The sequence below is a fragment of the Palaeococcus sp. (in: euryarchaeotes) genome, from assembly GCF_053987695.1.
In genome coordinates this window covers 14321-34358 of record NZ_JBMXHE010000044.1, presented here as the reverse complement: position 1 = coordinate 34358, position 20038 = coordinate 14321, and the positions used below count along the sequence as shown (strand labels likewise).

At 43.1% G+C, this 20038-nt stretch carries 25 protein-coding genes; 13 read left to right on the top strand and 12 right to left on the bottom strand.

The features are described from left to right. Window positions 1–507: 507 nt before the first annotated feature. Together ACXJGZ_RS03295 and purB are read right to left on the bottom strand one after the other, a co-directional pair. Window positions 508–834 carry a hypothetical protein gene (locus ACXJGZ_RS03295; RefSeq protein ID WP_456398297.1) on the bottom strand — a complete coding sequence of 109 codons (327 nt, stop codon included), beginning with the start codon at window positions 832–834 and terminating at the stop codon, window positions 508–510. A 366-nt stretch (window positions 835–1200) separates the two neighbouring features. Continuing rightward, window positions 1201–2556, bottom strand: coding sequence for an adenylosuccinate lyase (gene purB, locus ACXJGZ_RS03290; RefSeq protein ID WP_456398296.1), 1356 nt, complete (start codon window positions 2554–2556; stop codon window positions 1201–1203). A 202-nt stretch (window positions 2557–2758) separates the two neighbouring features. Here purB and albA point away from each other — a divergent pair, with 202 nt between their 5' ends. From albA to ACXJGZ_RS03255, 7 genes are all read left to right on the top strand, one after another. After that, entirely contained in the window at window positions 2759–3034 is a 276-nt protein-coding gene (albA, locus tag ACXJGZ_RS03285) for a DNA-binding protein Alba (RefSeq protein ID WP_048165212.1), read from the top strand. Window positions 3035–3148: 114 nt separating this feature from the next. Further along, window positions 3149–3811, top strand: a complete 663-nt coding sequence (locus tag ACXJGZ_RS03280; RefSeq protein WP_456321036.1) for an ArsR/SmtB family transcription factor — start codon at window positions 3149–3151, stop codon at window positions 3809–3811. Between the two features lie 62 nt (window positions 3812–3873). After that, a complete protein-coding gene (locus tag ACXJGZ_RS03275; protein ID WP_293253427.1) occupies window positions 3874–4416 on the top strand; it encodes a CBS domain-containing protein in 543 nt (180 codons plus the stop codon). 191 nt (window positions 4417–4607) lie between these two features. Next, window positions 4608–5210 carry an archaeal proteasome endopeptidase complex subunit beta gene (gene psmB, locus ACXJGZ_RS03270; protein ID WP_456398295.1) on the top strand — a complete coding sequence of 201 codons (603 nt, stop codon included), beginning with the start codon at window positions 4608–4610 and terminating at the stop codon, window positions 5208–5210. Between the two features lie 36 nt (window positions 5211–5246). After that, entirely contained in the window at window positions 5247–6350 is a 1104-nt protein-coding gene (locus ACXJGZ_RS03265; RefSeq protein WP_456398294.1) for an eCIS core domain-containing protein, read from the top strand. A 4-nt stretch (window positions 6351–6354) separates the two neighbouring features. Then, window positions 6355–7023: a carbon-nitrogen hydrolase family protein gene (locus ACXJGZ_RS03260; protein WP_456321033.1), complete on the top strand. Its 669-nt coding sequence runs from the start codon at window positions 6355–6357 to the stop codon at window positions 7021–7023. Next, window positions 7020–7469: a protein-tyrosine phosphatase family protein gene (locus ACXJGZ_RS03255; RefSeq protein WP_456398293.1), complete on the top strand. Its 450-nt coding sequence runs from the start codon at window positions 7020–7022 to the stop codon at window positions 7467–7469. The genes ACXJGZ_RS03260 and ACXJGZ_RS03255 overlap by 4 nt, the downstream gene beginning before the upstream one ends. Here the strand turns inward: ACXJGZ_RS03255 and ACXJGZ_RS03250 are convergent. Genes ACXJGZ_RS03250 through ACXJGZ_RS03240 form a run of 3 tightly spaced genes read right to left on the bottom strand, consistent with a single transcriptional unit; the run spans window position 7466 to window position 8898 of the window. Further along, the gene (locus ACXJGZ_RS03250; RefSeq protein WP_456398292.1) at window positions 7466–7891 is read right to left on the bottom strand and encodes a nitroreductase family protein; all 426 of its coding nucleotides are present in this window, start codon (window positions 7889–7891) and stop codon (window positions 7466–7468) included. The genes ACXJGZ_RS03255 and ACXJGZ_RS03250 overlap by 4 nt on opposite strands. A gap of 35 nt (window positions 7892–7926) precedes the next feature. Further along, window positions 7927–8142: a hypothetical protein gene (locus ACXJGZ_RS03245; protein ID WP_456398291.1), complete on the bottom strand. Its 216-nt coding sequence runs from the start codon at window positions 8140–8142 to the stop codon at window positions 7927–7929. Between the two features lie 9 nt (window positions 8143–8151). After that, a complete protein-coding gene (locus tag ACXJGZ_RS03240; protein WP_456321031.1) occupies window positions 8152–8898 on the bottom strand; it encodes an MBL fold metallo-hydrolase in 747 nt (248 codons plus the stop codon). Between the two features lie 204 nt (window positions 8899–9102). Here ACXJGZ_RS03240 and ACXJGZ_RS03235 point away from each other — a divergent pair, with 204 nt between their 5' ends. After that, window positions 9103–9567, top strand: a complete 465-nt coding sequence (locus tag ACXJGZ_RS03235) for a Mut7-C RNAse domain-containing protein (RefSeq protein WP_293257161.1) — start codon at window positions 9103–9105, stop codon at window positions 9565–9567. Here the strand turns inward: ACXJGZ_RS03235 and ACXJGZ_RS03230 are convergent. From ACXJGZ_RS03230 to ACXJGZ_RS03210, 5 genes are read right to left on the bottom strand one after another with little or no spacing between them, the layout of a single operon-like run. After that, the gene (locus ACXJGZ_RS03230) at window positions 9552–10544 is read right to left on the bottom strand and encodes an ABC transporter ATP-binding protein (protein ID WP_456321030.1); all 993 of its coding nucleotides are present in this window, start codon (window positions 10542–10544) and stop codon (window positions 9552–9554) included. The genes ACXJGZ_RS03235 and ACXJGZ_RS03230 overlap by 16 nt on opposite strands. Then, window positions 10537–11514 (bottom strand): ABC transporter ATP-binding protein, encoded by a 978-nt coding sequence (locus tag ACXJGZ_RS03225; protein ID WP_456321044.1) that lies wholly within the window; start codon window positions 11512–11514, stop codon window positions 10537–10539. The genes ACXJGZ_RS03230 and ACXJGZ_RS03225 overlap by 8 nt, the downstream gene beginning before the upstream one ends. A 5-nt stretch (window positions 11515–11519) precedes the next feature. Continuing rightward, entirely contained in the window at window positions 11520–12368 is an 849-nt protein-coding gene (locus tag ACXJGZ_RS03220; RefSeq protein WP_293257147.1) for an ABC transporter permease, read from the bottom strand. Window positions 12369–12378: 10 nt separating this feature from the next. Then, entirely contained in the window at window positions 12379–13398 is a 1020-nt protein-coding gene (locus tag ACXJGZ_RS03215; RefSeq protein WP_456321029.1) for an ABC transporter permease, read from the bottom strand. 35 nt (window positions 13399–13433) lie between these two features. After that, window positions 13434–15017, bottom strand: a complete 1584-nt coding sequence (locus ACXJGZ_RS03210; RefSeq protein ID WP_456398290.1) for an ABC transporter substrate-binding protein — start codon at window positions 15015–15017, stop codon at window positions 13434–13436. Window positions 15018–15276: 259 nt separating this feature from the next. Here ACXJGZ_RS03210 and ACXJGZ_RS03205 point away from each other — a divergent pair, with 259 nt between their 5' ends. From ACXJGZ_RS03205 to ACXJGZ_RS03185, 5 genes are all read left to right on the top strand, one after another. Then, entirely contained in the window at window positions 15277–15978 is a 702-nt protein-coding gene (locus ACXJGZ_RS03205; RefSeq protein WP_456398289.1) for a 6-hydroxymethylpterin diphosphokinase MptE-like protein, read from the top strand. 78 nt (window positions 15979–16056) lie between these two features. Continuing rightward, window positions 16057–16557 carry a deglycase PfpI gene (gene pfpI / locus ACXJGZ_RS03200; RefSeq protein WP_456321026.1) on the top strand — a complete coding sequence of 167 codons (501 nt, stop codon included), beginning with the start codon at window positions 16057–16059 and terminating at the stop codon, window positions 16555–16557. Between the two features lie 149 nt (window positions 16558–16706). Continuing rightward, complete coding sequence (locus ACXJGZ_RS03195) at window positions 16707–17177, top strand: PspC domain-containing protein (RefSeq protein WP_456398288.1); 471 nt, start codon at window positions 16707–16709, stop codon at window positions 17175–17177. Window positions 17178–17180: 3 nt separating this feature from the next. Beyond that, window positions 17181–18062 (top strand): DUF4097 family beta strand repeat-containing protein, encoded by an 882-nt coding sequence (locus tag ACXJGZ_RS03190; protein ID WP_293252535.1) that lies wholly within the window; start codon window positions 17181–17183, stop codon window positions 18060–18062. Window positions 18063–18064: 2 nt separating this feature from the next. Next, the gene (locus ACXJGZ_RS03185; RefSeq protein ID WP_293252540.1) at window positions 18065–18970 is read left to right on the top strand and encodes a triphosphoribosyl-dephospho-CoA synthase; all 906 of its coding nucleotides are present in this window, start codon (window positions 18065–18067) and stop codon (window positions 18968–18970) included. Here ACXJGZ_RS03185 and ACXJGZ_RS03180 read toward each other — a convergent pair. Continuing rightward, a complete protein-coding gene (locus ACXJGZ_RS03180) occupies window positions 18957–19241 on the bottom strand; it encodes a family 4A encapsulin nanocompartment shell protein (protein ID WP_293252543.1) in 285 nt (94 codons plus the stop codon). The genes ACXJGZ_RS03185 and ACXJGZ_RS03180 overlap by 14 nt on opposite strands. An 82-nt stretch (window positions 19242–19323) precedes the next feature. After that, a complete protein-coding gene (gene snatA / locus ACXJGZ_RS03175; RefSeq protein ID WP_456398300.1) occupies window positions 19324–19959 on the bottom strand; it encodes a neutral amino acid NAAT transporter SnatA in 636 nt (211 codons plus the stop codon). Window positions 19960–20038 lie beyond the last annotated feature (79 nt).

The window sequence follows — 20038 nt, the reverse complement described above, 5'->3', positions numbered from 1 at the left end:
TGATATTTTCAAGCTTTAATTGGGCTTTTTTGTTTTTATAATGAACATTTATGAGCATGCTCCTCAGGCAATATTTAAGCATTGGGATATATATTACTTTTGACTCCAAATTATTACGTTTAATTTATTAATAAATATTGTACTATTTGAGGATTGTTAATATACATTATTATTAAAAATTTAGATTTTTATTTAAAAAGTTATTATATAACATATCCAAATACTAAAAATTCCTAATATTTTACGTTTTTATAAAGTATTAAAAAATAATTCTATACCACCTTTAATTGTAAAAGGAAATGTGGAGGGATAAAGGGGCATAAAGAACAAAAATCTAGCAAAAATAAAGACCCTATCAGGATAAACTCAATGAGTTATCAGATAATCCCTTTGTTTAACTTCCAGAATTTGCAGTACATATATGAGCATGTATTTTGGATATAATGTTGATTATATCCAAAAATTCCGTACGATAACGTACGTCATAAAGAAGAAAATTAGGAACATTCACCTAAAAACACGCCAAATCCCAATCAAGAATCCCGGTCCCACGGGTATTAATGGGGCAATATAATTTCCCATATACGAGCTCAGTGCCCAATAAGCTGCTCCAAAAGAGGCTAAATTTATTGCCATGATTAACTTTTTATCTGAACCTCTTGATCTTCTTAGATCTGAGGAGAGCTGTTCTGTCATCATAAAGCCCAACAGCAAATAGCCTATTGCCCCTAGAAAGCCAAGCAACATCTGTAAATGGGTTTTTGAGAACGCGGCTATAAAAAGCACTGCGAGTGCTCCTCCAATATAGAACATGAACGCCAATATCTCGAGCACTGCATATCCCCTTCATTTACATATCTGTGGGTACTTTTAAACTCTCCTCCCTTCTAAATCACTAACCACCATGCTCCATATTGTTTGAAATGATATAAGTTGTCGAAATTATACGTTTTTAGATATTAAATAATTCCAAATTTTTAATATTCTAAAATAACATTAAAAGTTAAATTTTGAGTGTTATCTAGTTGGACATTTTTAAATTATATTTAATTAATCTTATAAAAAGTAATATTTTTAAATTAGTCATATCGTCAAAAAATCAAGTCTCAGTTGAGACATAACCGTTGTAGAACATAAATAACAAAATGTAACTAAAAAACAGAATGAGAGAAATGGTCAACGGGTAAGGCTGATCAACGGTTAAGACTCTTCCTCAGCTTCTCTTGCTTCTATGTACTCAATTACATTCTCAACGATTTTGGGCGCAAGCCCTATATAATTTTCAGGCTTTAAGGAGTCCAAATCTTTTCCGGTCAGATACTGGTTTATGGCCCTATCCTCCCTTGCAACATCCAGCAGGTCTTTTTTCTCCTCAAAGGCTTTCATTGCGAGTCTTCTGACCAATTCATGAGCTTCCTGTCGCCCCATGCCTCTCTCCGTGAGCTTGAGCATCAGGGGCTCTGCCATAATCAGGTTATGTGTCATGTTAAGATTGCGTTTAATGTTTTCAGGGAAAAATTCCAAACCTTCAAGCACCTTCTTCATGTTTTTGAGCATCTCATCCAGCAAAACGAATGTCTCAGGAAGAATTACCCTTTCAACGGAAGAGTTTGTTAAATCCCTTTCGTGCCACAATGGATTGTTTAATAAAGCAGGTATCACGTTTGAATAGATAACTCTGGCAAGTCCACATATTTTTTCAGTTCGTATAGGATTTCTCTTGTGGGGCATTGTGGATGATCCGACCTGCTTTTTCCCAAATGGCTCGCTTACTTCGAGTATCTCGGTTCTCTGGAGATTTCTAATCTCAAGCCCTATTTTATCCAAGGTTGAAGCCACTAATGCTAAAATACCTACTAATTCGGCATAAACATCCCTCTGTATTATCTGATTGCTTATTCTGGCAGGCTTTAAACCCAAATCCTCCATAACCAGTTGCTGAATATCAATTCCCCTTTCTCCTAAAGAAGCCATGGTTCCAACGGCACCACTAATTTGTCCAACTAAAACCCTTTTCTTTGCTTCTGCAATTCTGTCAATGTGCCTTTGGATCTCATCGAGCCATATGGCAAACTTCATCCCGTATGTCGTTGGCACAGCGTGCTGGCCATGCGTTCTCCCTATGCACACGGTATATTTGTGCTTCCTTGCAAGCTTTTTAAGGATGGAACGCAGGTCTCTCAAATCTTTTAGGAGGAGTTCAAGGGATTCCTTGATTAGGAGGGCGTTGGCAGTGTCTATGATGTCGTTGGAGGTGGCTCCTAAATGTACGTATCTTCCATGGTCGCCACAAACTTCAGTCAATGCCTTGACAACCGCCATTATATCATGATGTATCTCCCTCTCTATCTCCTTTACCCTCTCCAGCCTAACATGTTTTATATTTGCTCTCTTGCTTATTATCTCCGCACTTTCTTTTGGTATGTTGCCAAGCTGTGCATGGGCACGCGCCAGTGCAGCTTCCACATCCAGTAGCTTCTGCAGCTTATTCCCTTCATCCCATATTTTTCTCATCTCCTCACTACCATATCTATAATCGATCGGATGAACGGCCATTATATCACCAAATAAATGTTAGTATTGGCCTTAAAAATCGTTCGTTTTTAACATTTTTATGTCGATTTTTGGAGGAGTGCTGTAATCTTTTGAGAAGTTTGTGAAAACTCAGAAGTCTCTGTTAGCAGGGCTAAAAGAACCGAAAAGTATTTAATAAGCTAATACCGATTGAGCTATGATAAAACTTTCGGAGGGTCAAAAGATGGCAGAGGAACATGTTGTGTACATAGGAAAGAAGCCTGTTATGAACTATGTCTTGGCCGTTATAACACAGTTCAACGAGGGCGCTAAGGAAGTTAGCGTCAAGGCGAGGGGAAGGGCTATTAGCAGGGCTGTTGACGTTGCAGAGATCGTCAGGAACAGGTTCCTTCCAGAGGTTAGGGTTAAGGAAATAAAGATCGGCACAGAGGAGCTCCCAACTGCCGACGGTAGAACAGCAAACACTTCAACGATTGAGATTGTTATGGAAAAGCCATGAATTTAATTTAGCTTTTCTCTTCCTTTTCACTATCATCTTTGTTCACTTTAACCTCAGTTGAAGTGAAAAGCAAACTTTAATAGTTATTCTGTGTTAGTTTAGTTAGGTGGGGAAATGGTAGAATTTGAGACGATTGATGTGGGGGATGAAAAGGCCAGGGAGCTCGCTCAGATCATTATGAATGATAAAGCCCTCTCTATTTTAAAACTCCTCCAAGAGGAAAGGTTATCAGCTTCAGACATATCTGAAAGGCTTGATATACCCCTCTCCACGGTGGTCTATCATCTGGATAAAATGACACGTGTAGGGTTGATTGAAGTTGCAGGAAAGAGATATGGAAAGAGACTTCAAGAGGTCAAGCTCTATCGTGCATCACCCAAACCGATTCTTTTAATGCCGGCAAAAACTTCGTTTAAGAAACGCGTTTTGAGGACGATCGAGAAGATACAGGTAATAAGCTTGAGTATAGCGGGATTAATTGCATATGGGGTTTACAAGCTCTCAAACGCTTTGTTCTTTCAAGGTATTTCCAGAGCGCCTTTAGAAAATGCTACGGTAACCGCTCCAACAACTACAGAGACATCAAAAATGTTTGCAGTAAACACAACATCAAAAGCCGTTGAGATTCTAACCAATTCCACAACTTCCACCACTATGCCTCAAACATTGAGAATATCAGGTGCAAAACCTAACACATTGAGTATTTTTTTAGCTGTCTTATCTTTTATAGGGATGGCATTGTTCCTGAATTATTACCTTTCAAAGCGTAATCTGTGAACTCGAAACGTTTTTAAGAGTTACTTTCTTAGATGCAATTGTAAAATAAAGGAGGGTTAGCAATGCCAACAGGAATTACTGTAGAGCAAGTGCTTAAGAGAAAGCCCATTCTTGTTAAGCCGAGTGATACCGTTGCCAATGTAGCTAAAAAGCTCTCAAAGGCAAAGGTTAGTAGTGCAATCGTGGTGAAAAAGGATGATATCCTGGGGATTGTTACGGACAGGGATATTCTGAACAAAGTAGTTGCCCCGGGGAAAAATCCCAAAGAGGTTAAAGTTGAGGACATAATGACCCCAAAGCCTTTCACAATTGAATACGATGAAGATATAGAGGATGCCACCCAGCTGATGGTCGAGAAGGGTATTAGAAGGGTAGTTGTCACAAAGCTTGGAAGACCCATAGGCTTTCTTATGGCTGTTGATCTGCTGGCAGCAATCTCTTCGTTAAATAGCGAGGAGGAGTTCGAGGAAGAAAGTGAAGAACCTGAATTCTATGGATACTGTGAGGTATGTGGTCAATACAAGCCTCTTGAAAGAATAATCCACGAAGGAAGGGAAATGTGGGTATGCGAAAGCTGTAAGGATATGCTCAGAGAAGGGCAGTGATTCCACTTAAACTTTCCTTATACCATCTCTGGTTAGTTTTTTCTACCTATCATGACGTGTTTAGCAATGGTGTAGTCTTAATCTCTCTCGGGATTATTAAAAGCATTCCCCCTGCCCCGACAGCATGTTTCTCCCTATATACTAAAACTTTAAAAGGTAGAGGTATTAGTCATGATCATGGGGTGATTGGAATGGAAACGAAAAAAACGGGTACAACTACCGTTGGAATTAAAGTTAAAGAAGGGGTTGTTCTGGCTGCTGATACTCAAGCTTCTCTCGATCACATGGTGGAAACCTTAAACATTAAGAAAATTCTCCCGATAACCAGCAGGATAGCCATAACCACTGCGGGCAGCGTGGGAGATGTTCAAATGCTTGCAAGAAGGCTTGAGGCAGAAGCCCGTTATTACAAGTTTACATGGCACAAGGATATGAGTACAAAGGCAATGGCAAACCTGCTGAGCAACATTCTAAACGAGAACAAGGGGTTCCCTTACATGGTTCAGTTAATCATCGGCGGTTACGTGGAAGAGCCAACCATAGCGAGTCTGGATTCACTGGGAGGGCTTGTCTTTGATAAATATACCGCAACAGGTTCCGGATCCCCCTTTGCAATAGCAATACTCGAAGATGGATACAGGGAGGATATGAGCATTGAAGAGGCAAAAGAGCTCGCAATAAGAGCGGTTAAAACAGCAGGAAAGAGGGATATCTATACAGGGGAAAGGAAAATCCAGGTAATTGTGATTACAAAAGAGGGATTAAAAGAAGAGTTTGTTGAAGTTAAACATTGAAGTTAAAAATGAACCTCTCAACTCGCTGGGATAGGGATGACAGTGCCTAAAAAAGCTCTAGCTTTTCTTGTAATTCTTTTTGTCATTATACTCGCGGCTCATCACAACTCTCCACCCTCATCCCTTTCCAATGAAACGCTGGGTAAAGTTGCCGAAATTGAGGGAGAGGTTGAGGAAATCAGAAACCTCACATTCAAGCAGCTTCCTGACGTGATTGTGGTAAACAGAGAATGGGCTTTGAGTGAATTCTCATCTCAAGCGAACTTGGAAGAGCTGAAAATGTGGGAAGATATATATAAGATGACCCTTCTTGTACCTCCCTCATATAATTACACCAGAACTGCGAAAGGTGCAAGAGCCTCATGGATTGCAGCAACCGTTGGAAATAAGATGTACATCATAGAGGAAAATTTTGTGAATACTGGGGAAACCGCGTATCGGGTTATTGCCCACGAACTAACCCATGTTTTGCAGAAGCAGTATTTTGACCCAAAATATCCCGAGACCTTAGATGGACGTCTGGCTATAACCTCCCTAATTGAAGGAGATGCCGATCTGGTAGCCGACATGTATTGCGGGAGACATAACATAACAATAAACAAAATAACCACCCTCCCCCTTGAAGATCCTCCAATGGCAATAAACTTCTTCCCCTATGTTTACGGGGATAAATTCGTTAGATTTCTCTATGAGAAAGGAGGCTGGACCCTTGTGAATTTTGCCTATAAAGCCCCTCCCCTCTCAACAGAGCAGGTTATACATCCCCAGAAGTATCTCTTCTATGAGAAGCCAAAGGAGGTCTATGTTGATGTCCCCGAGGGATATAAAATAATCCATGAAGACAGGATGGGGGAATTCTATATTTACCTGCTTATAACGAGCCATCTGGGAGAAGAAAGGGCCTCTAAAGCCGCCGACGGATGGGAGGGGGATGATCTAATTCTGGCCGAGAACTATACGCATGAAATCCTTCTCTGGAAAACCCTATGGGAGAGTGAAGATGATGCAAGGGAATTCTACGGTGCAATGAAGGAGATAATAAAAAAGACCCATGAAGAATACCCATATTTCGTAAATGTGAAAATCGATATAGCAGGAAATGAAGTTTTGATTGAAAGTTCCAAAATCCTGAGGAAGTGAGATCATGAAGGTTGCCCTGATTCCCATGAGAGTTGATCCAGAAAATTTTGAGAAAAACTGGCGGGAGTTTACACGACGATTCAAGGAGGCAATTAGACTTGAACCTGACTTTTTGGTGTTTCCCGAGTACTGCTTAACGGGCTTTGAAGAATGGGATTTCAGCGGAGCAAATTTATACGGTGAAATTGTCATCAGGGTTAGCGAACTTGCAAGGGAAAACTCGGTCTACATAATTCTCGGACTTTTGGAATCCTACAAGAACTGTATCTACAACTCCGCCCTCCTGATAAACCGTGAGGGAGACGTGCTCCTAAAGCATCGCAAGTTTCAGGAGCCCATGAAATTCTGCACAGGCAACACCGTAAAAACTGCCAGGACGGAGTTTGGTAAAGTTACCCTAATTATATGCGGAGACCTTTATAACAAACGGATAGCAAAGTGGATTAAAAAGAAAAAGCCGCATTTTGTATTTGTACCGATGGAGTATTCTCCCAAGTATGGAATAACTTCCGAAGACCTCAAAGCCATGTCTGAAAGGGTCAAAATACTGGATACTAAGACATTTATAGCTAACACCTATCCGCCAGGCGGCGCGTGGGTCTTTGATGAGAATGGAGAGCTCTTAGCTCAAACACAGGGAGATGAAATACTGTTCTATGAGGTGGTGCAATGATCCCAAAGTTCATAACAGAGGAAGTGGCATTCTCTCCAATGCCTTATCCCGAGGAAATCCCCCATATTTTAAAGAGCTTCGATGCCGTCGTTGTCCTGACCTACGAATATGAGCTCCGCTATGACATGAACGAGCTCATTGAGAAAGGTTTAGATGTTCTCTATGCCCCGATAGAGGATTTCAGTGCACCCACACTTGGGGAGCTCCTTGCAATAGTAAAATGGATAGAGAGTATGGCCAAAAAAGGAAAGAAGGTTTTAATTCACTGTCTTGGCGGGAGCGGGAGAAGTGGGACAGTTGCCGTTGCTTACATTATGTATTCACAGAACCTCTCACTCAAAGAAGCCCTCTCAAAGGTCCGTTCCCTCAAACCATCGGCAGTCGAAACGGAGGAACAGATGGAAGTTTTGAAGGATTTTGAGAGGTATCTAAAAAAGAGGAGCTAAGGTCGTGGTTTAAAACTTTCAAAGCTCACGACATCTTCAAGTTTCTTTCGTCCGTACTTTGGCTTTTCATCGCCTGGGTATCCTATGGGGAGTATCGTCTGAAGAAGGTAATTCTTTGGTGCGTTCACGAGGTTTCCATTTGGAGGTGTGTATGTAACAGTTCCCATGCCTTCCTCCTCCAATGCCAAGCCGAGGGCTATCCACGTGGAATAGACTGTAAATGGAGCTTTCATGTCCACAAATACGAGCACCAAATAGGGAGCCTCACTCAAAAATGGTTTTTCCCATGTAAATCCTTTTATCGAGCCATTCTCCAAGCCTTCCGGTAGCTTTTTCATAGAACCTTTTTTCTCCCTTTTCACAGAGCCCCCTGACCTGCCTTCACTCTCGATTATCACAAAATGCCACGGCTGGGCGTTCATTCCAGAAGGTGCTTCCTTTGCGGTTTCAATAGCTTTTAAGAGCTTCTGCTTTGGGGTCTCTCTTTTTTGAATTTTCGGACAGTTTTTCTTCTTTTTGCGAGATCGAGTATCATAATCACCACTACATGGACTTGAAGAGGATTAAGAAAAACTTTTCTCAAGTATGTCTCAGAGCCGCTTGGAATTATCTGTGGCAAAAGCGACATTTTTATGGATAGCCACCCGGCAAATCTCCTTTCTTCATAGAACATGGAATCACATCAGACATAGAAGAGCATGCCATCATATGCTACAAGAACTTTTCCATTATAATTCTTCCTGACGTATTCAGCCAGTTGGAGGAATGGCAAATTTTTGTGGGAGATATGGGATAAGACAACTCTATCAGCAAGTTTTATGCCTATCTCTGCACTCTCGTCGATGTTGCTGTGGTACGGGTCATCGATGTTGGGAGCGTACGTTCCATCCATTATCGCAAGGCGGAGGTGCTTTTTCTTCAGAAATTCGAATGTTTCCTCGGGTAATCCTTTGCTGTCATAGAGGAGAGCCACGGCTTTATCATCTTCCTCAATCAGATACCCGAGAGTCTCTATCTGGTGGTTGAGCTTTAATGCTGTGATTTTAAGAGAATCCACCTTCAAACGATCGCCCGCTTCTATGAAGTTTACCTCAATATTCTTTGGGTCATGAACCATTAAGTCATCCGCATTTCCCTTTGGAGCGTAGAGTTTTGTTCTTTGGGCGATCCAGCGCAGTTTGTACAGCCCATATATGTGATCGTGATGCCAGTGAGTGAGAAATATGGCCTCCAGGGGTATATGAAGGTGATCTCTCACATCCGTGCCAACGTCAAAGAGCACGGCTTTACTGTTTTTTGTTATTATAGCCAGTGTAGAGGGTTTTCTCCTTGCGAAGCCAAGTTTTCTTGCTTCGTTACATGTCTCACACGTGCACAGATGGGCGGGGATGCCCTCGCTTCCTCCCGTTCCTATGAAATAGACTATCATGAAATCACCAAATTAGAAAAGGTCATGGAAGTTATAAATCTTTCAGAAGTTTTGAGGTTAATCTTCAAAATCTCGATGCATTTCTCAAATCAACCCTTGTATTTTTCACAGTACCTCAGCGCCATCTTTTAAATCTCAGGTTTATCGTATATGCTCTCACCAAAAAGGATTTAGCTGAAAAAACGTAATAGATTATCGGTGCATATGAAAGCTAAATTTATAGCGGATCTAATGCTGGGAAGGCTGAGCAGGTGGCTCCGTCTGTACGGTTACGACACCCTCTATGGGGTTAAGGATGATGATGAAATTTTAAGGATCGCAGAAAAAGAAGGGAGGATCATTCTAACCAGAGATGAGGATTTAGCAAAGAGAGCTAGGAGGGTTATTCTAATAAAATCAAACAATTTCGAAGAGCAGGTGAAGCAGCTCATGGAGCTCGGCTTTGAATTTAATGAACTTTTTCCGGAGAATGCGAGATGTCCAAAGTGCAATGGATTGATAAAGCGTGTTAATAAGGAAGAAATAGAGAACAGGGTTCCAGAGGGTGTTTATAAAAAATACACGGAGTTTTACATTTGCACAAAGTGCGGGCAGGTTTACTGGCCGGGGAGGCAATGGGAAGAAATGGTAAAAATTGATAAAAAGCTTAGAAATCAAACCAGCGGATGATGGCAGGCAACGAAATGGTTTTTACCAACTTCAATAAGCTTCGGCTCCTTTGTTTTGCATATTTCATCCGCAAAGGGGCATCTTGGATGGAAGCGACACCCGCTCGGAGGATTAACCGCATTCGGAACTTCTCCCGTTATCTCAATCTGTTTTCTGTGCTCTTTTCTCTTTATTATTGATGGAACCGCTTGAATTAGAGCCAAAGTGTAAGGATGCGCTGGATTTTCAAGAACCTCCTCCGTGGGCCCAATCTCCACGATTTTCCCCAGATACATCACCGCTATTCTATCGGCTATGAGCTTTCCAACGGCTATATCGTGGGTTATAAATAGCATGCTTAAGTTATATTCCTGTTTAAAGCTCTCCAGCAGCTCAAGAATTGACGCCCTCATTGAAACGTCTATCATAGATACGGCTTCATCGGCCACAACGAACTGCGGTTTGAGCGCCATCGCCCTTGCGATAACAACACGCTGCCTCTGACCGCCGCTTAAATGGTGGGGATATCTATCGTAAAACTCATCTTCGGGTGTTAATCCAACGCGTTTGAGCATTTTCAGGGTTATCTCCCTCGCTTCCTCTTTGGTGGCAAGTCCGTGGATAAGAAGGGGATGTGCTATGGCATCTCCAATTTTCATTCTCGGACTAAGGCTGGCATAGGGATCCTGGAAGACCATCTGCATCTTTCTTCTAACCTTTCTAAGCTCTTCATCATCAAGCTTCGTTATATCCTGTCCCTCAAAGAGTATCCTCCCTTCCGTTGGTTCTATGAGCCTCAATATTGCCCTTCCTGCCGTGGTTTTACCACACCCGCTCTCTCCGATTAAAGCCAGGGTTTCCCCCCTCCCAATTTCAAAGCTTATGCCATCCACAGCTTTAACGTATTTTTGAGGTGCTTTCTTAAGTGTCTCGATGATTCCACGCTTCACGGGAAAATACTTCTTGAGATTCTCAACCTTTAGCACCACCTCACTCATTTGGAGCACCTCCATAGGTATGGCATGCCACGTAATGCCCTTTCTCGTATTCTATGAAAGCTGGCTCCACTGCATCACATACACCTTTTAGAGAAGCCCTATCCCTGAACAGTGGGCATCTTGGATGGAAGCGACATCCAGTCGGGGGAGTCCTTAAGTCGGGAGGATAACCAGGGATGGCTTTGATGTTCTTTTCACTCCACAGATCAGGGACGCTGCTTAAGAGCGCCTTTGTGTAGGGGTGTAGGGGATTTTCGGTTATCTGATCAACACTTCCAAACTCCATGAGCTTTCCAGCGTACATTACGGCTATCTTATCGCTCCTCTCAACGGCGAGGGATATGTCATGGGTAACGAACATTATACTCGTCCCCTCTTCCTCCTTTAGTTTATCTATTAAATCCATGATAGAATCCTGCACAATAACGTCCAAAGCCGTTGTTGGCTCATCCGCTATAAGGAGCTTGGGCTCGAATGCCATGGCTATGGCTATGCTTATCCTCTGCCTCTGACCACCACTGAGCTGGTGGGGATAGTATCCCAATCTATCCTCGGGAAGATTTACCCGCTTCAAAAGCTCCTTGGCTTTTTTCCATGCCTCCTTTTCATCTACTCCATGTTCACTCATGGCTTCCACTATCTGATCACCAACTTTCCTCAGGGGATCCAAGCTTGTCATTGGGTCCTGAAAGACCATGCTTATCTCCTTTCCTCTGATGTTTTTCATCTCCTCCTTGGTGAGCTTTAGCAGGTCTCTCCCTTCAAAAAGGACTTCACCTCTAACTATTTTCCCGGGCGATGGCACCAGATTCAAGATCGCATGGGCAACCGTTGACTTTCCACTTCCGCTCTCACCCACGAAAGTTACCCATTCCTTCTTTTCTATCCCAAATGTTACATTCTCCACAGCTCTAACCGTCCCGGCTAGGGTGTAATAATAGATACTGAGATTTTTGACATCCAAAAGCATGCCCATCACCTCGTTCCCAGAGATATCCTTTCACTCAAAGCCTCTCCTATCAGGGCAAATGCCATTGCCAGAAGCATGATGGCTATTCCGGGGAAGAACACGAGCCACCAGTAGCCATCTAAGAGGAAGGGTTGACCTACCCTAAGATCATACCCCCAATCCGGAGTTGGAGGAGTCACGGAGAGTCCAAGGAAACTCAAACCAGCTTCCGTTAGTATCGCATCGGCAACGCTTAATGTGAAGACCACCAGTATCGTTGGTGCCAAATTGGGCAAAATGTACTTCGACATGATCTCCCTATGTTTTGCTCCCACCGCCCTGGCGGCTTCAACAAAGAGCTGTCCCTTCAAGCTGAGCGTTTGCCCTCTCACCATTCTAAAATACGTGGGGACATAAACGAATGATATTGCAACCGCTGTGTTTATTGGGCTTGGTCCAAGTACGACTGCGATGACTATTGCCAGAATCAAAGCGGGGAAGGCATAGATGCTATCCATGATGACGCTGAGCCCTCTGTCTATCTTTCCACCGTAATAACCGGATATCAAGCCCAAGGGTATTCCAATACTCATTGATAGCATTGTGGCAATGAACACCACGTAGAGCACTACCCTAGAACCCCATACTATCCTCGAAAAGACATCCTGTCCCAGCCTGTTCGTGCCCATTAAATGCTGGGAGCTTGGAGGAGCAAACGAATCCGAACTCGATGCAGTGGGATCATAGGGTGCTATCAAGGGGGCAAATATTGCCATTAGAATTACAGCCAGGACTATTACAAGTCCAAAGAGCAGCATACCTCTTCCGGGCTTCTTTTCGAAGATGAAATGTGATACCTTTGTTATTAGTTCCATTCCTATCACCTCAGTATTTAACCCTCGGATCGAGCAATGCATAGACTATATCCACTATCAAGCTTATCACTCCCACAAAGAACGCAAAGAACACCACTGCACCCTGGATGGCATTGTAATCCCTGTAATCTATCCTATCGACTATAAATGTCCCCATTCCGGGCCAGTTGAATGTTGTCTCTGTCAGGACGGCACCACCCAAAAGTATGGCAAATTGGAGTCCCATTAGGGTTATAACGGGAATAAAGGCATTCTTTAACGCATACCAAGTTACTTTCCAGTCCTTCACACCTCTGGCATGGTAAGCCCTTATGAAATCCTGGCTCAGCACATCAACCATATTGTTTCTGACGAGCCTCGTGTATGCTCCGCTCAAAACGACACCTAGGGTAAAACTGGGTAAAACTAAATGTTTTAATGTGCTTATTAGAGCTTCCTTGTTTGTGGTGAGTATGCTGTCCAGCACGTAGAGGCCCGTCATCCTATGAAGCTCCACTCCCGGGCTAATTCTGCCCGAAGTCGGCAATATATGAAAGTGAACTCCAAAGAGGTATTGAAGCATCATTCCAAACCATGGGATGAATAGCGTGTAAGCCACTATGCTGTAGATTCTCATTGATGTGTCAATTTTTGAACCCTTCCTAATCGCCCCGATCACCCCAGTTATCAGACCGAGCAAAACGCTTATTGTAAACGCAAAAATTGTGAGTTCTAAAGTGGCGGGAAATCTGAGCTTCAGATATTCCCAAACGGGCTTTCCCTGAGGAAATGCAAGGGTAACCCCAAAATCCCCATGAAACATTCTAATTAGATAATCAAAATACTGAACATACAAGGGCTTATCCAGCCCGGCCATAGCTCTAAGATGCTCCAGCTGTTCTGGAGCAATGTTCTTAGTCCCCACAACCGCCAATATTGGATCGCCGGGGAGAATTCTCAAAAATATGAAGACTATCGTATAGAGGATTAAAACAGTTGGAATGATCATCAGACCTCTTATTACAACGTACTGACCAACACCCCTAGCCATAATTATCACCCCAAAAAAGTTGAAAAGATGGAAAATCAGCCCTCTTTATAGATTGTGTAGTATTTGAATATCATATCCGGGCCGACTTTAATTCCTTTAACTCCCGGCTGTGTTACGATGTAGAGCTTTCCTTGGATTATCGGGATGTACGGGACATCCTCCGCAAGTATCTCCTGAGCCTGTTCGTAGAGCTTGCTCCTCTCATTCTGGTCGACTATTGTTTGGGCATTCGTTAGGATGTCATCCATCTGCGAGTTTGCATATCCCGTTCCAGCCCAGCTGTTGGCTGTGCTCTTTAGGAATGGTGTCGTATAGTCATCGGGATCTAGATAGTCGGGGTACCATCCCAAAAGATATGCCTGCATCTGGCCATTTCTTGCATAATCCACATACGTACCCCATTCGGCGCTCTTTATTGTGACTTTAATGACACCCGTCTTCTCCCATTGCTCCTTTAGAACTTGGGCTAGATCCGCCTCTGTATCACCGTAGTGGGTTGGGGTATACCACAGCTGGATCTGCAGTGGATTGTTTTCATCATAACCTGCCTCTTTTAGGAGGCTCTTAGCCTTATCAATGTTTGCATCTCCGTATTTCTCCTTAAAGACATCCGTGTGGGACCACATTCCATTTGGAATCATGCTGTAGAGTGGATCCACGGTTCCGCTAAAGACTTTTGTGGCAATGTCCTGTCTGTCTAGAGCTGCGGCTAAAGCCTGCCTTACTTTAGCTTCTTTGGTTGGGTCCTTTTGAGTGTTCAAACATATGTATCTTATGAAAGCTCCGGGTATCTCAATAACCTGGAACTTTCCTTCTTTCTTGATGCTCTGTATATCCGTTGGTCTCAATGTTCTCCAAGCAATGTCAATCTCACCGTTCTGAAGGGCAAGCCTCATCGTGGAGGCATCCCTGTAGAATTTTATGATTATCTTCTTCGTTTTTGGCTTCTCACCGTAGTAGTTCTCGTTCACTTCCAGATCAAGCTCCTCATCTCTAACCCATTTGGTTATCTTGTAGGGTCCTGCTCCTCCAGCGGTTTGATCACTATCAATCTTATCCGGTGCGTAGTCCGGGTGAACGGGGAAGTAGGGTGGCGTTGTCAATAGGGACAGGAAGTAAGCGGTTGGCTGTTTGAGGTAGAACACGACGGTGTAGTCATCTTTTGCCTCAACCTTATCCACGAAGTCCGTAACAAGCCAAGAGGGATCTCCACTAATTTTCATTACCCTCTCAATACTTCTGACAACATCCTGAGCCTTTAGAGGTGTTCCATCGGCAAATTTGGCATCTTTCCTTAGATGGAATGTCCAGACTTTGGAATCATCGCTGGCTTCCCATTTTTCGGCTAAAGCAGGTTCAAGTTCAAGTGTTCCGGGCTTGTATTTAACAAGCCCCTCCATAACGTTGTTTAGCACTTCCCATGTATAGAAATCGTAGGCGTTGGATGGATCAAGATCCGTCACCTTATCGGTGACTCCTATAACGATTTGCTCCGCATATTGAGGAGCACTCGATGTGGGTGTAGATGTGGTTGTTCCTCCTCCACCGATGCAGCCACTTGCTGCAACTGCAAAAACAAAAAGTGCAACGATAGACAAAGATAGAAAGTGTTTCTTCATGGCATTCACCAAGGTATATTTAAGCCCATCAATGGATTTAAATGTTTTGTGAACATGATAATGTCAAAATAACAATGCTGCGGATTTGCTTTACGTGAGATTAAAAGGAGACAAAAATCTTTGCTAAAATTGAATGAAATGAATTGTATGTGTGGCATCTTTGGACAGATTTATATAATATCAGGGAAGAACAGAATGAAGAATTTTTCAATTTTTTATTGAGCAAATGATATTTAAATCTTGAAGATAACTCAAAACCATGATATGGAAAGAGTGGAAGAAATTCTACACCCAAATAGTTGCAGAAATGGGATTTGATATTGAAAAGGATAGAGAAGCTGCGCTAATTTTGAGAGAGCTTTTAGTAGAAAAAGGAAATTATGTACTGGTTGAGGATCTCAAAAAGAGTATGAAAAACAGGGTTTATGTGTTTGGAGCCGGGCCGAGTTTGGAAGAAGCCTTGAGTACCCATATCTTTTCGGATGGTACGTTAATTGCAGCTGACGGCGCAACTAGCGCACTTTTAGAGAGGGAAATTTTAGCGGACATCATTGTAACGGACTTGGATGGGCGATTTGATGACATAAAAAAAGCCAATAAGCTTGGCACATACGTAGTTGTCCATGCTCACGGGGACAATATTGAAAGGCTCAAAGAGTACGTACCGCAGCTCAAAAATGTGCTTGGAACATGTCAGACGGAACCCCTGGATATTGTCTACAATTTTGGAGGTTTTACTGATGGGGATAGAGCCGTTTTTTTAGCAGAGAGTCTGGGGGCTGAAGAAGTTATACTGGTGGGGTTTGATTTCGGGAACAGAGTGGGAAAATGGAGCAAGCCGCACCTAAAGAAGCACACACCCATATGGGAGAGCAAGAAAAAGAAGTTCCATTTTGCCATGCAGCTCCTGAAATGGCTTGAAGAAAATGGAAATGCCAGGATAGAGTATTTAAGGGCATAATCACTTCGATCAATATCATAACGTTAATACAGAAAGCTTTAAATATTTCGGATATGAAGAAACTTTGAGGTGATTCCCGTGAAGGTGCTTTTTTTAAGTGCGGATGGTTTTGAGGATCTGGAGCTTATTTATCCCCTGCACCGGCTGAAGGAGGAGGGACATGAGGTTTATGTTGCAAGCTTTAGGAAGGGGCAGATAACCGGGAAGCATGACTATTCTGTCAAAGTGGATCTAACGTTCGATGAAGTTGATCCCAGCAACTTTGATGCCTTGGTTCTGCCCGGAGGAAAGGCTCCGGAGGTCGTGAGACTCAATGAAAAGGCCGTGAGTGTCGTAAAAAAGATGTTTGAAAAGGGAAAGCCTGTTGCGAGCATATGCCACGGTCCTCAAATCCTAATCTCTGCCGGCGTTTTAAGTGGAAGAAAAGGAACGAGTGTTGTGACCATCAGAGACGACCTCGTAAATGCAGGTGCGGAGTACCTGGATGAGGAAGTGGTAGTGGATGGAAACTGGGTGAGCTCAAGGCACCCCGGAGATTTATACGCATGGATGAGGGAATTTGCAAGACTTCTGAAGTGATCTTAGGTTTTCCCTTTTTACACTTCTAACTATTCAAAAAGGTAAAGCTTATATATCCGTGGAGTATTCTTAATGATGATGGACTCTGTGATCCAGAATAAACACTTCATATATATAGAATGAGCGACAAAATGATGTGAGGTGAGAAAATGTCTAAAAGGCTTTATAGGAGTAGAAACAATAAGATTTTCCTCGGGGTTTTGGGCGGAATTGCGGAGTACATGGAGGTTGATCCAACCATAGTCAGGATCATCTACATACTCCTCTGTCTGGCACATGGAGCTTTCATATTGCTGTACTTCCTAATGGCTATTGTAATGCCCGAAGCTCCGGAAGAGGATGTTAATCTCGAAAGACTACCGGAAAAAGTTGATAGGATAATAGAAGAAGTTGATAAAGCTGTAGACAAGATTACAAAGAAAGACATGGAAAGGGTGAAAACAGAGGTCATGCAGGTGAAGGAAAGGAACGATACAAGATTTTTTGCTGTAGTTCTGATACTCCTAGGACTTGCAATGATAGCTGGAAGAGTTATGCCCTTCATGTTTGGCTTTGGCATTAAGGAGTTCGCCGCTCTTGTGCTGGTACTCTTTGGTATATATCTGCTGGCGAGGGGATGAGCCATGAAGAAGGTGCTTGGATTATTTTTTGTATTCATAGGGCTCCTGATACTCTTAAAGTCCTTTTATCCGGAGTTCTATCAGTTCCTGTCTCCATACGCATACTACATCAAAGCCTCCTTTTGGGGGGTAGCTCTCGTTGCCTTTGGGCTTTACCTGATTTCGAAGGATAGGACATGGAGAACAGCCATAGGAGCATTGTTCGTGATCTATCTAGCGCTCTATCTCGTTGTGCCCGAGACTCCAGGAGGATGGAACTTTGAATGGGGATGGAACTTTAATGGAGGGAAAATAGAGGGACAGATGCACTCCCTGGGAACATTCAAAGCCTCCAACCTCGAACTCAATAATGTTCCGGCGGAGATAACCTTTGTAAATATCGATGGTGACTCAATAAAGGCCGAGACAAACCTTCCCCTGGAAATAGAGCGGAATGGAGATTCCATAAGAATTTACTGCAAGAACTGCGAACATTATAAAAACGGAAAGCTCATTATAGAGGTGGGGAAGGATATCAACCTTACAGAGATCTCAATGAAAAACGTTGTCGGGAGGGTGAACTCCGATATAGCAAATTTCGTGGAAGGATTAAGTTTCAATGATGTTGTCGGGGATGTCAACATAGACAGCATCAACGGGGACTGGATCTCATTTAATAACGTTGTCGGGGACATAGATGTAAATGTGGATGAACTCAAGCGCTTCGATGCAAGCGACATAATTGGGGATATCTCCCTAACAATCCCGCGGGAATATAAAGTGCAGCTCCTGAGGGCTTCATCGATATCAAAGCTTGAAACTCAGGGGAATATTTATGAAGGCACAAAGACTTTAAAAGTGAGCTTTGATGACATGATAGGGCGGATAAGCATAAAAGAGGAGTAGCTATGGAGAGGTGGAAGATAATAAAGGCATTCACACTTGGCCCTCTGCTAGAAGCGACGATACCAAAACCGGGCAATGTGAACCGCTTTAGGGATTTTGAAGATTTAACTTTTTACGACTTTCTCTTTGCCGACACTTCCATTCTTGATATCCTCTATGAGAGCACTCAAATAGGGATTATGCTAAGGCGAGGAAGCCTGGAGATGAGTGAAGCTAGAATCGGCGAGCTTATCAAAAGGGCCGTGCAGAACTCCAAGAGCGTGCAGAACTCCAATCCAAATTTCGGGGTTATAACTCTTTCAATTCCCCTCGTGATGGCTTTAACAATTTCAAAGCATATATATCACGCGAGGGAGATTGTCCAGCGATTAATCACCGAATCAACGGTTAGGGACACCATGGAATTCTACAGAGCCATAAGGATCGCCAGTCCAAAGGGAATCAAAGGCGGGGTTAAATACGATGTGCATGATGGGGCTGTTTTTGATGAGCTCTTCAAAGACAGGATTAACCTTCGAAAGCTAGCCGAGCTAAGCAGGGAGCGGGAGCTCATTTTTGAGGAGTGGCTGAAGGGCTATGAACTGAGTTATAAAACCTTTTTAAGGTTAAAGGAGCTAACCGAGAGTTCATCACTCGAAAAATCAACAATTAGAGCATTTTTAGAACTTATGGCAAGCAAACCCGACACATTGATAATAAGGAAAGCGGGACCCGAAGAAGCGAGGAGAGTTCAGGAAAAAGCGAAGCGGGTTCTGGAAGGTAAACTTTCAATGGAAGAACTGGATGAGTTTTTAAGGGAAGAGGGAGATTTGAGGAATCCCGGGAGTCTGGCAGATATAATGGCCATTTCTCTGAGCCTCCTGATACTCGATGGGTATAATTTGAAAGGAAAACTCAGTCAACAATAACTTTGAACCTCTTAGCTCCGCCCAATCCTGCTCCCAAAGCTTTGCTGTCTATAACAATGGCATCCTTCCCAAGTTCTTCAAGGATTCTGACCTTAACGCCGGAAATCTCAGCGGCACCCTCTTCACCACCAAACTCCTCCCGAAGCTGCTCTTTTAGGAAATCATAGGCTTCCTTCCCAAAAAGCACCACATCAGGCTCAAAACCATCCATTTTGAGTTCATTGGCTTTTTCCTCAACTGCGCTTAAAATTCTGATCAAATCGCCCCTCATGAAATCACCTGGTATAAATTGGAGTTTAGAGGTTAAAAACTTATGCAGGGAGCGGTGTCTTAAACCGTCCCCGGCGATGGCTTCACAGACCAAAGGCGCCCTTTATGCCGTTTATAACCATCTGAACCGCCATGGATGCAAGTATAAGACCCATCATTCTCGTCAGGACTTTGATACCAACCCTCCCAAGCCTTTTCTCTATCCCGTCTGCCGAGAGGAGGATTAAATAAGCCGTCGCGCTTGCGAACAAGATTGCCAAAAGAACCGCCACTCTCTCTAAGATTGTGGTGCTCTTGGCCATGTAAATCATTACCGTGGTTATAGATCCCGGTCCGGATATGAAGGGTATCCCCAGGGGGATTATTGCCAGATCGCCAAGTGTTATCATTTCCGCTTCTTCCTCCTCCTCTTCGCTGATCTTGACTTTTGAAATCTGCCCGCTGAGCATTTCAAAAGCCATTTTAAAGAGCAATATACCGCCTGCTATTGAAAATGCATCAACACTCGAGCCAAAGAATGAAAAAATCCACTGTCCTATGAGAGCAAAGACTACCAGTGTCACCACAACGGTTATTCCCGTCCTCCTTGCGACTTCAATCCTCTCCTTCAATGAAATTCCCGTGGTGAGGCTTAAAAATACAGGAACGGCACCAAATGGGTTCATTATTGCAATGAGACCTGCGTATAAATATATGAAGCCCTTCACAATTTCAAGCACCACCATCACCCAGCACTCTAAAGAGAATATGGTTTAAAAAAGTGGGGGTCTTAAAGACGGTACTGTTAGGATAAGAGTA